The organism is Roseimarinus sediminis, assembly GCF_050433125.1.
GTDB lineage: Bacteria > Bacteroidota > Bacteroidia > Bacteroidales > Prolixibacteraceae > Roseimarinus > Roseimarinus sediminis.
In genome coordinates, this window is record NZ_JBNPXV010000001.1 from 238,315 (window position 1) to 250,707 (window position 12,393).

Genomic DNA, 12,393 nt, shown 5'->3' on the forward strand with positions numbered 1-12,393 from the left:
TCAATGTCCGTCGATGCCGTACAACATCAACCAGGCATGATCGAGTAGCTTAAAAATTTCATCACAATATTCCTTAATGGCTTTCGGACTGCCCGGCAGGGTGAATACAAGCATTTTTCCAATCACCCCTGCAACTCCCCGGCTAAGTAAAGCATTGGGTATTTTTTCACCGTATTTGGTACGTATGTGTTCCATAATGCCCGGTATTTCTTTGTCGAGATGCATTCGCACCACATCGGGAGTAATATCGCGGGGTCCGATTCCGGTTCCTCCGGTAGTAATCAGCAGATCGAATTGCTGCTCTTCAGCCTTCTTGATGAGCGCTGCCAACGCTTCTTCCGAATCGGGAATAATTTCGGTGCTTACCGACAGTTGACGCTTGTTCTCGGTAAAATGCCGGTCAACAAGCTTACTCAACAAAGGGCCGCTTTGATCTTCATATTCACCTTTACTGGCCCGGTCACTTAAAGTAACAATCATCGCCTTCCATTGCCGTGGTACATATTCCAGCTGGTCGCCTGCTTTGATATTTCCACCGCGAATCACCCTTGCAAATATTCCTTCCTTCGGCATTACGCAGTTTCCAACTTCACGAAAAATAACACAATTATCACCATGACATTTTTTCCCAATTTGAGTTACCTCAAGCTCGAGCTGGTCACCAATTAAACGGTCGAAAGGACGCATGTTGTATAAAAGAAAGCCCTCGGTTGCAATGTTTTCGGCAAACTCGCCAAAAGCGATATCACGTCCGGCTTCCTGTGAAAACTTCATGATGCTTTCCACTCCAAGCAGACTCACTTGCCGGTGCCAGCTGCCGGCATGTGCATCTCCCCTTACACCCATTGGGTCGAGTGTAATCGTTTCCTGCGGAGTCTTTATTGTTCCTTTCTTCTCCGACAAACTTGTAGCAAGTACTTTAATCTTCATGATGCAGCAAGCATTAAATTAAACCTTGGTTTTACTGATTAGTTTGATCTCTCTCATTTCCATTTCGTTATCAACGGCCTTACACATGTCGTAAATGGTAAGAAGCGCAACATTCACCGCTGTAAGTGCTTCCATTTCGACTCCGGTTTGCCCCATGCATTTTACTTCCGAAGTAACAAATACCCCATAATCGGTCAGCAAAGCATTGACGCGAACCTTTGTCAGCAGCAAGTGATGACAAAGAGGAATCAACTCGGGTGTTCGTTTTGCAGCCTGAATTCCCGCTATTTCAGCAACGGTCAGTACTTCGCCTTTTTTCATTTGATTGTCTCTGATCAGCTGAACGGTTTCCATTTTTAAACGAATAAAACCTTCGGCCATCGCACTACGATGCTGCATTGGTTTTTCACCAACATCAACCATCCTGGCTTTTCCTTCGTTGTCGGTATGAGATAAATTTTTGCTGCTCATTTGTCTGTTTTTAAGTAGATGATAAAGTCGGAGAAAACATCTGTTCAGTTATCCCCCAATATTATAGAACTTCCCTGACTGATTTTTGGTACCCGATCGGGGCTTGCACGCAATGGCCTTTTCCAGCGCCCCTTCAATTCCATGTGCCTTTACATTAAAACAGGAATCGTTGAAAAGGCAGGGTTTAAATCCACCGTTTGCTGTAAGCCTTATGCGGTTACAGCTTTTGCAGTCGCCACCTTCACCACCTTCCACTTTGGAAAAATGACCGGTTTCGAGATCCATTTGATGAATGAAGCGCACACTCAGTCCTTGCTCTTTGGCAAATTGTTTGACGGCTTGTGCGTCGGGTTCATCCGAACTGTCCATCACCACACAGTTGATTTTAATCGGATCGAATCCCAGGGTTTTGGCTTTGGTAATTCCCCGAAAAACCTTGTTTAGGTCGCCTCCCCTGGTAATTTCGGCATACCGTTTGGCATCGACGGTATCAAGGCTGATGTTTAATCTTTTCAGGCCTGCCATTTTTAGTTCTTCGGCCATTTCTTCGAGTAGACTTCCATTGGTCGTCATGGCAAGATCTTCGATTCCTTTGATACCGGCAATCATGCCAACAAGCTTTGTTATGCCCTTGCGAACCAGGGGTTCTCCTCCGGTAAGGCGTACTTTTGTAATCCCCTGTTTAACTGCAGTTTCTACAATCTCAACAATTTCTTCAAACGAAAGCAGATCATCGTGCTTCATTAAATCGATGCCATCGGCAGGCATACAATAGGTGCAGCGCAAGTTACAGCGGTCGGTAACCGATATCCGCAGGTAATTAATGCTTCTGTTATAGCGGTCGTACATAAACCTGGTCTCCCTGTTCAATAAAATTTACTCCAATAGGTATCTCCATTAGCGCATTGGCTTTCGACAGGGCATGAATGTGTGCCGAACCATTGTAAGGAAGTAGTTCCACCTTACCACTTTTATTCATATAAACGGGTAAGAATTCAAGCCGGTCGGCTTTTTTACGTTGGTACGACTCAAGAATCACACTCTTAAATCCTACTGTTTCATAAGAATGACCCATCAGGCCGTAAAGAAGTACCTTTCCGATTAATTCAAGCTGAATAAAAGAGGAAACCGGATTTCCCGGGAATCCCAGAACATACTTATCGTCTTTTCTGGCAAACAGGGTGTGTTTGCCGGGCTTGGTCTCTATTGAAGTGATCAGAATATCAAAACCAAGTTCCTGCAGAACCTGAGGTACAAAGTCGTAATCGCCCACCGAAACACCACCCGAAATAAACAGAACATCGGTTAACTGAAGTGCCGATTGAATTTTTCCGGTGATTTCTTCCTGCACATCAGACACAATGCCCAGGTATTCGGCGATAAGTCCCATCCGGCTTAGTTGGGCCATCATCTGATGTCCGTTGCTGTTTCTGATTTGTCCGGCATGAGGAAACTCAACAGGTTCAACCAGCTCGTTTCCGGTTGAGAGCACTCCAACCTTGGGCCGCCTATAAACATCAACACTCGCTTTTCCGGCACTGGCAAGTATTGCAATTTCGCCCGGCCCTATTAAGGTACCCGACGAAAGAACAAGATCTCCTTCCTTTACATCTTCACCTTTCAAGCAGATATTTTTCCCGGTAGAAGCGCGTGTAAAAATCACTGTTCCATCGGGTTGAATTTCATGGTATTCAATCATAAAAACCACATCGGCACCCAAAGGAACAGGAGCACCTGTCATGATTCGTGCACATTCCCCTTCGCTGATTTTATGTTCGGGAAATTTTCCGGCCGGAATTTCCTCAATTATTTTTAAAGGGCCGGGTAAATCAGCACGACGGCATGCAAAACCGTCCATTGCAGCTTTATCGAAGGGAGGAAGGTTGACATCTGAAAGCACATCTTCAGCCAAAATACGGTTTAGACTATCGTTTAACAGAACGGTTTCACTTCGGGGAAGTGCAACCGACTTTTTTATAATTTCCAGTGCATCTTTTAATTCACTCATCGCTCAACACATTTACTTCAACTTAGCTAATAAATATTCAACCGAAGGAAAAAAAACATTTCCATCGAAATTTGTTTTTTCAAATTCAAATGTCCAGCGGGTCTGCTTCCAGTGCTTTTCATTCCCCACAAAAACAGCCAGATGGGGTTGAAGGTATTCTGCCAGTATTCCTGATTCAATCACAAGCCACCCTTCAATGTTCTGATTGATCCAATTTGCCAAATCAGGAAGCCCATCGTCTGACGACTGAACAAACAATGATTGGCTGGCTCCGGCTCTCAAAAAGCGCGAACTGTCCTTATCGGAATCTGCATCCTTTTCTTCAGCAATAAGCAATGACTCCTTCTGCAAAATAATTTTCTGCAAACGCGTAAGCTCATGCCGGTGCGAAGCCAGCTTAAGCGCAGTAAGTTGATGCATTGGAGAAAGCTGTTTAATTAATTCACAACAAAGTGTTGTTTTCCCCACGTTTTGTCCGGCACCAGCCACCATGATTATTTTCTCCGCCACAAGCCCTTATTTTACTTTTCAATTCAACAACAACATTTAATATGCGAAAGTGTTCTTTAATAAAAGAAAGCCTTCAGTTCATCCACGAGGAAAGGAACTGAAGGCTTTATACCTTTGTTACCAGCACATGTTGCATTGTGCCGGCTTACTCCTTTCCAAATTGCCGGCTCCGAAGCCGACCGGGAGGCCAGCCGGTTTCCCTGCTGACCCATCGGCCCTGTGAGCATACTTTGTTTCAGCTAACAGGGCTCGGAGATGTAAATTATCTTATAACTAGCAACCGCCAGCGACCTTCTTTTTCTTAGGCCGTGCCTGGATTGGAGGCGGTGGTGGTGCCGAAGCACTTTCTTCCGATTCCTGCAGATCGCCACCTCCCAGCGCTTTGCCGGCTCCTTTACGAAAATCGTAGCGGGCAAATTCATCATTGGGACTTAGTTGGGCGGGCTTATCCGGGCTCATAATTGTTTCAGCCCAATAGTTCATTCCGCCCATCATCACATAATTATTAATGTATCCCAACTGACGGGTAATCATCCAGGCCTCGTTTGCCAGTGTATTACCATTCGAATAAAAAACATTCATCTTCACATCCTGGTTCAGATAAGGCTCCCAGTCCTCACTCAATAAGCTTGAAATTGGAATGTTGATGGCTCCCGGAAGATGGAATTTTTCGAACTCATCACTGTTTCGTACATCAATTAATTGCAGTGAAGGATCCTGCTGTACCAGCATGTCTGCAATCTGATCGGTTGAAACAAACTGCCTGTTTTCTTTTACTTCTTCGAGTAATTGACTGGCAGAAAGTTTATATTGTTTGGTTGTATTTTCGGGAACTGCAGCAATTATCAAACCCAGAGGGATGATAAACATGGCCATTTTTAATCTCATATTCATGGTTCAAAATTTTATAGAATGAATAATTGACGATTCAATTTAACAATGAATGTTGATTTTCGTTATTCAACTTCCTAGTATTCCTCTCTGGGAAATTTCTTTTCGGCCCATTCACCAACCCAGAACATTCCAAAAGCAACCACTATCAGGCCCAGGGCAAACACACCCCGCGAAACATTCAATACCTCGTTCATCGTTGGTGTACCCAGATTCTTTGCTTTATAAAGCGCTTCCCAAAGCGGATATCCTTCGGTAAAGATAAGAATTCCGATTACCAGTCCGCCAATAAAGGCCAGGGCATCGAGTTTACCGATCGAAAGGGCACAAAATGCAGTGCCGGGGCAAAAACCACCAATAATGAATCCAGCTCCCATTACAATACCGCCAACAATGGCAGACCAGAGAAAGGTCGGATTAATGTAAATCCAGCTCAAATCGATCCATCCAAACAAGCTTAGAAACAACAAACCAAGCATGGCTACGATGGCTGCAGTAAAAAATACCTTAAGCACGGTGGTGTCGTAACCATAAAACATTCCGGCCAATTTACGCGAAGACGAAAAGCCGCTACTTTCAAGTACAAAACCAAAACCGATACCAACAATGAAAGCCAGCAGCAGGTTGGTAAACGGAGAAATATGTTCGAATACAATTAAAGGTCCCATAATACACAATTTTTTAAATCCACAATTTTCTGAAAAAATAAGCTAAGGCAAAGGCAGTTCCAAAAATGAACGCCATGGTAATGAAGCCTCCTACCGACATAACTGCCATGCCGGTTAAAGCCGATCCGCTGGTACAGCCACGCCCCAGCTGAGAACCAAAACCAAACAAAATTCCACCGATAACGGCAAAAATAATACGGGTTTTACTGGTAATTTTCGGACTGTGTTCCACTTTAAGTTTCAGGCGTCCGGCAAGAGCTCCCGAAAGGAAACCACCAACTACAACCCCCATCATCTGAATCACAAGCCAGTTATTCAATGGCCCTCCCTTTCGTGCCTCTTTTGATTCCTGGTAGTAAAGTGCATCTTCGGTGTAGCCGGGTGCGATGGTTTCTACTCCTGCCATTGTTACACTTTTAATGGCTCCACTGGCTCCAAGGCCTCTGCCGGAAAAGAAAAAAGCAGCAACAAGCACCAAACCAAGAAATACACCTCCCACATAGGGATTCAGGTATTTTTTACTTCTCTCAGTATTCATATTGCGATATTTTTAAGTTTTATTTTCAATTAATAGAGCCAACGACTGATTTGTCCTGCATGAACCATTACAAAGCGAAAAACCAATCCCCCCGCAAGAACAAGGATGGGCGCAAGCATGTACGGTACTTTTTTGTGCCGGAGTTCGAAAATTTCAAGCACGGCCGGTATCACCAGTCCAAGCCCCATCACAAATATCCAGAAGATGGCAGTAAACTCGCCTCCCAGGAATAATTGTGAAGCTTCGATCTGTACCTGGGTACTTGCCCTGAAACCCATAAACATGTGTATGATCAGAAAGATTTCAATGGCAATCAGCAAAAGATCAATTTTTGCAAAAGTGAGCCTTTCGACATGCGATTTCGACATTAAAATAATGGCTGCTGCCCCCGTTGACAAACCTGAAGTAAGGAAAAGCGGGCCTAAAATTGAGGTGTTCCATAACGGACGTGCATTAAATGCCGACAACAGGATTCCGGTATAAATACCCAAAATCACCGAAGAGACAACCATGATCCATGCCAGCTGCATTTTGTATTTTCTAAAAAAAGCTTCAATCTCAATAAGTACATCATATTTCCAGTCCCAGTGGGGAAAAATATTCTTTATGTGGAGGGCACTCCAGATGATGGCAACGGGTGTAATGATCATGAGCACCCAGGCGCCCCAGCTCATAGGTGATTCAAGATTAATGGTGGTGTACAATTGCCAGAAATAGAGCTTGTGTTTCAGATCGAGAAACAGAAAAAAGAGGCCCAGTACCAGCAAAAACGGTGTGATGAGCGGAGCAATGCCCACAGCAGTTTTGTATTCCTTATCCTTTTTCATGATGGTATACAATCCGGCAAAGAACAAGATTCCGGCTGCCAGTCCACCCAGAAACAGATAAGATGGAATCTGCCATTCCCAAATTTCGAGGTGGGGATCGATCAGGTGATTATTTCTTCCGCTTACAATGATTTCTTCGCGCATAATATTCTGTTTTAAATAAGGAAATAAAGATGAGGAATGGTACCTGCTTCAGGAATGAGTGTTTTGGATTTCCTTTCCTTTAACACTTTACTTACATCGGAATTGGGATCTTCGAGATCGCCAAAATACATGCATTTTGTCGGGCATACTGCCACGCAGGCCGGATCCAGACCATCCTTTACCCGGTGATCACAAAAGGTGCATTTATCAACATAACCCTTGGGATGCACAAAACGGGCATCGTACGGGCATGAGGTAATGCAGGCACCACAGCCAATGCATTTATGGTTTTCAACTTTCACAATGCCACCTTCATCAACATAGCTTGCACCTGTAGGGCAGCAACGTACACAGGGTGCATTTTCACAATGATTACATCTTTCGGAACGCAACTCCAACTCAAGCTGCGGATATGTTCCATCGGTCACTTCAACCACCCAGTCGCGACAATAGCCAATTGGTACGTCGTTTTCTGTCTGGCAGGCAACTACACAGTCGCTGCACCCAACGCACTTTTTGGTGTCAACAGCCATAGCATATCTCATGATTGTTCTTTTTTACCGTTATCAAACCTAAATGTTACAAAATTTCCTCTCATGCCTGTACCGCCCATAATGGGATCGATGTGCACCCTGGTGATGAGCTGTGAATCGCTGGCACCACGTCCATAGGTACGACTCAGCTTCTTGTTCGAATGCCCAAATCCGTGTATCATGTAAATTGAATCGAAGCGTATGCGCTCAGTAACCCGAACTTTAATCGGAAATTCTGAAATAATTCCATCCTGATTTTCGAGCCAGATGGGCTGGCCATTTTGTATTCCCCATTCTTTTGCAACCTTGGGATTGATCCAACAGGTATTTTCATCCATCAGATCAACCAAATTTGGATTATTGGCCGTACGGCTGAAAGTATGCATTGGAGCACGACCATAAATAAGCCGATAAAATCCAGGTGCCGGCTCTTCATGCTTTGTAAATTTGGGAACAGGATCAAATCCATTGTTAGCAAAAGTTGTAGAATAAAGCTCAATTTTGCCTGTGTTGGTGAAAAACTCCACTTCTTCGTTTTGTGCAAAATAGAGGTCGTTGTACTTGCGGTCGAAAAGCTTGACTCCGATACGTTGCATCTCTTCGAGTGAAGTACCCAGCTGTTTGAATTCCCAATCCAGCTCTTCTTCCTGCGTGTCGAAAGGGAAATAGGCACCCAGCCCCATTTTTCCAGCCAGCTCTTTGGCCATCCACCAGGCTGGCTTGCTGTTGTATTTTGGCTCGACGGCTGGCATGCGCAGGGCAATACTCCCCTGACGGCCCTGAAGCGAACGTATCGAATCGTAGCGTTCGAGATAAGTACATTCAGGCAGAATTACATCGGCAAATCCGGTAATTTCCATGGGCATGGTATCGATCACCACCATCAGATCGAGATTCTGGATGGCTTCGATGGTTTTGCGCCTGTCGGGTAAGGTTTTTAACAGGTTGGTTCCGTTTACTATCCAGGCCCTGATATGACAGTCCATGGTAGCCGACGGAATGGTTGCATCGCAAACTCCATTGGCCAGGGCCAAATCGGCCAATTCAAATTTTCCTCCCATGGCATCGCGCCAGGTGCGCGAAGGCTTTGGAAATTCAGGCACCGGAAAATGCTTAACGCTTGTTTTTTCGGTCCGGTAAAAACCTCCCCGTCGTCCCCAACTGCCCAGCAGTGCATTCAGAATAGCCACCGCACGCAAGCGCTGGGTATCATCACCATACCAGGTTACATGCCGGCCAGGATGAATGATTACCGATGGTGCTGCATCGTGCATTTCTTTTGCTGTCTGCCTAATCACATCGGGCTTAATGGTTGTTATTCCGTAAGCCCACTCGGGCGTATATTTTTTGACTTCAGCCTTTAACTGCTCAAATCCATAAGTATATTTTTCAACATAAGCCTTATCGTACCATTCATTTTCGATAATAACATTGATCCAGGTGAGCAAAAGCGCCAGATCGGTCGATGGTTTTATGGGTAACCAGAATTTCGACTTACTGGCTGCGGTTGAGAAACGTGGATCGACGGTGATAATGCTGGCTCCACGGTCGATGGCATCGCTCATCTCCTGCACCTGACTGTTGTGCATGTTTTCACCCAAGTGGGAACCAATTAAAACCAAACAACGGGTATCTCTGATATCGAGATTCTCGGGAGAATTGAGTCCTTCGCCGTAGGTTGTAATGAAAGCCACTTCGCGTGGTCCGCGACACTGGGCATACGATGGTGCCGCAATATTATTCGATCCAAAAGCTTTTAGCAGGTTGCCAAAATAGCTTCCTCCCGAGCCATGGGTTAGTAAAGCCGTACATTCGGGTCCGTGTTCTGCTTTTATTTTATTGAGTTTTTCAGCAACAAAATCGAGCGCTTCATCCCAGCTTACTTCTTTGAAAGTTTGTTTTCCCGACGAGTCGCTTACTCTGATCATCGGATTTTTCAGACGGTCTTCATCATGGTACATACCAACACCACCCGTTCCACGTGGACACAAACGTCCGTTGGATGCAGGATCATCATCGTTTCCAATAATTTTCTTTATCTCTCCGTGCTCATTCTTGTAAACCCATCCTGCACATTTCCAAAAACAAACCTCACAGTACGTTGGTGTACGCCGTAACTCAGAAGGCTTCTTGAACGGAGTCAACCCTTCGCGGGCATAAGCCTTACGGGCATAGGCTCCAGCCAACAATACCCCTCCGGTTGTTAATGCCGATACTTTAATGAACTCTCTTCGGTTGGCCATAATATTCAGGCTTTATTAAATTAAAAGGCATCACTGTTTTACCATGAAAACCGATCAGCCTTTACTACTTTTTTAAATTTTGCAAGCAAACTTTCGTATTTAATGGTCTCAAAAGTAAGCCATCAGCCATTTTTCAGGCTTTCGGCGCTTGTGATAAATATCACAAGGTGATATATATCATCACCCGATGATGAACTTTGTCAATTTTGTGACGATTTTGATTTTATACCGTTAAATTGTCGGGCAGTTAAACGTGTATATCTCTAATATTATGACACTTATAAAATTTTGCTATGGATCGATTTTATCTTATTTTTAAGGCAAAGTGTGAAAAAAATGACGGTTGAAAACAACTATAAATGCAGTTGCATTGAATGCAAGCTAAAAACGCTCTTTTTCGATAAGGTCGATAGTTCAGAACTTGAGCTGGTGTGCTCATCAAAAATTGAAAATGCATTCAGAAAAGGCGACCATATTATTCGTGAAGGGGATCCAATTCATGATTTCATTTATCTGAAAAGTGGTTTGGTTAAGCTTACAAAACATACAAGCGATGGACGGGAACAAATTCTAAGCTTTGCAAAACCTTTCGATTTTGTTAGTTTATTAAGTGTCTTTTCTTCTAAGCGTTACAACTATTCGGTAATCGCCATTGAAGATACCAGCATTTGCTTGCTCGACCTGGAAGATGTTAAACAAACCATCTTACACAACGGACTGTTTTCAATGAATTTGATGCAAAAATTAAGCGATGTTACCGACATGATCATCCTTGATAATCTAGAGATCAAAAGAAAGCACTTAAGAGGAAGGGTTGCTCATGTGTTGATCTACTTCTCTGAATACATTTACAATGCGCAAAGCATTGCCCTGCCGGTATCTCGACGGGAAATTGCCGAATACATCGGAATGACCACCGAAAACGTGATACGTACTTTGTCTGAATTTAAAAAGGACGGCATCATAAGAACCTATGGAAAGGACATCGAAATAATTGACCCCGAACGCCTTCGGTCAATATCACAACATGGTTAAACACATGGCTTTCTATGCTAACGACGAGCATTGAGTTCTCCGGGATGGTTAATATTAAAAAACGGACCAGCATCCTTAAAATCGACATAGTTGCTTGCGCTGCTTTTAATCAGCTCAGTCATCTTGTAACAGGAACGCAACATTTGTTTTTCAATTTTATTCAAAAGCCTTACTGAATAAATGGCACACAAGGGTTCAATTTTTCCATCGGTTAAACGTGGAACCACAATTTCATCATCATTCAAACTTGCAAGCAGTTTTTCTACAACAGGCACTGTCATCAACGGCATATCACAACTTAAAATAAAAACATACGGCGTTTCAACCTGTTGCATCACGGCATGCAGTCCGCATATAGGCCCGCAATTTTTATGAAAATCGGGTACCAGCGGCAGATTAAACATTTCATAATTACGATCATTCGAACTAATAATCAGTGTTTTAAAATATGCTGATAACAAGTCGATTGCATATTTGACCATTGGTTTGCCTTCAAAGTCAAGCAGTCCTTTATCGCTTCCCATCCGGCTGCTTTTGCCACCAGCCATCACCACTCCTGTAATATTTTCGTTCAATTGCTTCACGTTCAGTAAGTAGATTATGCTATTTTTGACCAAAATTAATAATTCAATGTCATTACTCGAGGGATTAGTCATAAAATCGACAGGTAGCAGGTATTATGTCGTGTTGGATGAAAAAGTATATGAATGCCGGATCAAGGGAAAACTGCGCATTAAGGGTATCAGGACTACCAATCCGCTTTCGGTAGGCGATGTGGTTTATTTTCAGCTGCAGGATGAAATTTCGGAAAGTGGAAAACCAATGGGCGTCATCTCGAAGGTAAAGACGCGCAAAAACTACATCATTCGCAAATCGGTCAACCTTTCGAAAGAATCACACATTCTTGCGGCCAACATCGACCAGGTATTTATCATTGTGACTGTAAAACACCCTGTTACCCATCTCAATTTTATCGATCGTTTTCTGGTAAGCGCTGAAGCTTACAATATTCCGGCTGTTGTGGTTTTCAATAAGATTGATTTATACAACGATGCCGAAATGGAAAAGGTAAACGAATGGTATGGAATCTATCACGAAATCGGATACCAATGCATTGGCAGTTCAGTTAAAACCGGACAAGGATTGGATGAAATTAAAGCACTGATGAAGGATCGTATTTCAGTTTTTGCAGGTCATTCAGGGGTTGGAAAATCGTCGTTAATCAACTACATCGACAATGACCTTCAACTTAAAACAAACAACATTTCCGACTATCACAAAAGCGGTAAACACACCACTACTTTTTCTGAAATGTTTCAGTTAAAAATGGGTGGCTATATTATTGATACCCCAGGAATCAGATCATTTGGAATGATTGATATGAAGAATGATGATGTTAGCCATTTCTTTCCCGAAATATTTAAAATATCCTCACAATGTAAATTCAACAACTGCAGTCACACCCACGAACCCTCGTGTGCTGTACGAAATGCAGTTGAAGAAGGAGCAATTGCCCTGAGTCGATATGAAAGTTATCTGAGTATTTTAAACGAAGACGAAGACGAAAAGTATCGACCCGCTTTTTAGTAAGAAAA

Annotated in this window: 14 protein-coding genes and 1 riboswitch; of the genes, 2 read left to right on the forward strand and 12 right to left on the reverse strand. The window is 43.5% G+C overall.

Going from position 1 to position 12,393, the window contains the following annotated elements:
• The 11 genes from FHS86_RS00950 to FHS86_RS01000 form a co-directional block, all read right to left on the reverse strand.
• Complete coding sequence (locus FHS86_RS00950) at window positions 1–930, reverse strand: MOSC domain-containing protein (protein ID WP_429410177.1); 930 nt, start codon at window positions 928–930, stop codon at window positions 1–3.
• An 18-nt stretch (window positions 931–948) separates the two neighbouring features.
• On the reverse strand, window positions 949–1,401 hold the full coding sequence (gene moaC / locus FHS86_RS00955; protein WP_429410179.1) for a cyclic pyranopterin monophosphate synthase MoaC: 453 nt from the start codon (window positions 1,399–1,401) through the stop codon (window positions 949–951).
• 48 nt (window positions 1,402–1,449) lie between these two features.
• Window positions 1,450–2,250 carry a GTP 3',8-cyclase MoaA gene (locus FHS86_RS00960; protein WP_429410181.1) on the reverse strand — a complete coding sequence of 267 codons (801 nt, stop codon included), beginning with the start codon at window positions 2,248–2,250 and terminating at the stop codon, window positions 1,450–1,452.
• A complete protein-coding gene (locus FHS86_RS00965) occupies window positions 2,234–3,409 on the reverse strand; it encodes a molybdopterin molybdotransferase MoeA (protein ID WP_429410183.1) in 1,176 nt (391 codons plus the stop codon). The genes FHS86_RS00960 and FHS86_RS00965 overlap by 17 nt, the downstream gene beginning before the upstream one ends.
• A 12-nt stretch (window positions 3,410–3,421) precedes the next feature.
• On the reverse strand, window positions 3,422–3,919 hold the full coding sequence (locus tag FHS86_RS00970) for a hypothetical protein (protein WP_429410184.1): 498 nt from the start codon (window positions 3,917–3,919) through the stop codon (window positions 3,422–3,424).
• Between the two features lie 132 nt (window positions 3,920–4,051).
• Window positions 4,052–4,186: riboswitch (molybdenum cofactor riboswitch) on the reverse strand.
• Between the two features lie 6 nt (window positions 4,187–4,192).
• On the reverse strand, window positions 4,193–4,813 hold the full coding sequence (locus tag FHS86_RS00975; protein ID WP_429410186.1) for a rhodanese-like domain-containing protein: 621 nt from the start codon (window positions 4,811–4,813) through the stop codon (window positions 4,193–4,195).
• Window positions 4,814–4,887: 74 nt separating this feature from the next.
• Window positions 4,888–5,478 carry a YeeE/YedE thiosulfate transporter family protein gene (locus tag FHS86_RS00980; RefSeq protein WP_429410188.1) on the reverse strand — a complete coding sequence of 197 codons (591 nt, stop codon included), beginning with the start codon at window positions 5,476–5,478 and terminating at the stop codon, window positions 4,888–4,890.
• Window positions 5,479–5,491: 13 nt separating this feature from the next.
• Complete coding sequence (locus FHS86_RS00985) at window positions 5,492–6,016, reverse strand: YeeE/YedE thiosulfate transporter family protein (protein ID WP_429410190.1); 525 nt, start codon at window positions 6,014–6,016, stop codon at window positions 5,492–5,494.
• A gap of 29 nt (window positions 6,017–6,045) precedes the next feature.
• Complete coding sequence (nrfD, locus tag FHS86_RS00990) at window positions 6,046–6,987, reverse strand: NrfD/PsrC family molybdoenzyme membrane anchor subunit (protein ID WP_429410191.1); 942 nt, start codon at window positions 6,985–6,987, stop codon at window positions 6,046–6,048.
• Window positions 6,988–6,998: 11 nt separating this feature from the next.
• Window positions 6,999–7,532 carry a 4Fe-4S dicluster domain-containing protein gene (locus FHS86_RS00995; protein WP_429410193.1) on the reverse strand — a complete coding sequence of 178 codons (534 nt, stop codon included), beginning with the start codon at window positions 7,530–7,532 and terminating at the stop codon, window positions 6,999–7,001.
• Window positions 7,529–9,763 (reverse strand): molybdopterin-containing oxidoreductase family protein, encoded by a 2,235-nt coding sequence (locus tag FHS86_RS01000; RefSeq protein ID WP_429410195.1) that lies wholly within the window; start codon window positions 9,761–9,763, stop codon window positions 7,529–7,531. Before FHS86_RS01000 ends, FHS86_RS00995 begins: the two co-directional genes overlap by 4 nt.
• Before the next feature lie 336 nt (window positions 9,764–10,099).
• On the opposite strand from FHS86_RS01000, the gene FHS86_RS01005 reads away from it, so the two are divergent.
• Complete coding sequence (locus FHS86_RS01005) at window positions 10,100–10,798, forward strand: Crp/Fnr family transcriptional regulator (protein WP_429410198.1); 699 nt, start codon at window positions 10,100–10,102, stop codon at window positions 10,796–10,798.
• A gap of 17 nt (window positions 10,799–10,815) precedes the next feature.
• Here FHS86_RS01005 and mobA read toward each other — a convergent pair whose 3' ends face one another.
• Entirely contained in the window at window positions 10,816–11,373 is a 558-nt protein-coding gene (gene mobA, locus FHS86_RS01010; RefSeq protein WP_429410200.1) for a molybdenum cofactor guanylyltransferase, read from the reverse strand.
• 55 nt (window positions 11,374–11,428) lie between these two features.
• On the opposite strand from mobA, the gene rsgA reads away from it, so the two are divergent.
• The gene (gene rsgA / locus FHS86_RS01015) at window positions 11,429–12,385 is read left to right on the forward strand and encodes a ribosome small subunit-dependent GTPase A (RefSeq protein WP_429410202.1); all 957 of its coding nucleotides are present in this window, start codon (window positions 11,429–11,431) and stop codon (window positions 12,383–12,385) included.
• Window positions 12,386–12,393 lie beyond the last annotated feature (8 nt).

Coding starts and splice junctions, on each gene's coding strand:
- FHS86_RS00950 (WP_429410177.1), bottom strand. CDS start 930: ATGAAGATTAAAGTACTTGCTACAAGTTTGTCGGAGAAGAAAGGAACA.
- moaC (WP_429410179.1), bottom strand. CDS start 1,401: ATGAGCAGCAAAAATTTATCTCATACCGACAACGAAGGAAAAGCCAGG.
- FHS86_RS00960 (WP_429410181.1), bottom strand. CDS start 2,250: ATGTACGACCGCTATAACAGAAGCATTAATTACCTGCGGATATCGGTT.
- FHS86_RS00965 (WP_429410183.1), bottom strand. CDS start 3,409: ATGAGTGAATTAAAAGATGCACTGGAAATTATAAAAAAGTCGGTTGCA.
- FHS86_RS00975 (WP_429410186.1), bottom strand. CDS start 4,813: ATGAATATGAGATTAAAAATGGCCATGTTTATCATCCCTCTGGGTTTG.
- FHS86_RS00980 (WP_429410188.1), bottom strand. CDS start 5,478: ATGGGACCTTTAATTGTATTCGAACATATTTCTCCGTTTACCAACCTG.
- FHS86_RS00985 (WP_429410190.1), bottom strand. CDS start 6,016: ATGAATACTGAGAGAAGTAAAAAATACCTGAATCCCTATGTGGGAGGT.
- nrfD (WP_429410191.1), bottom strand. CDS start 6,987: ATGCGCGAAGAAATCATTGTAAGCGGAAGAAATAATCACCTGATCGAT.
- FHS86_RS00995 (WP_429410193.1), bottom strand. CDS start 7,532: ATGAGATATGCTATGGCTGTTGACACCAAAAAGTGCGTTGGGTGCAGC.
- FHS86_RS01000 (WP_429410195.1), bottom strand. CDS start 9,763: ATGGCCAACCGAAGAGAGTTCATTAAAGTATCGGCATTAACAACCGGA.
- FHS86_RS01005 (WP_429410198.1), top strand. CDS start 10,100: ATGACGGTTGAAAACAACTATAAATGCAGTTGCATTGAATGCAAGCTA.
- rsgA (WP_429410202.1), top strand. CDS start 11,429: ATGTCATTACTCGAGGGATTAGTCATAAAATCGACAGGTAGCAGGTAT.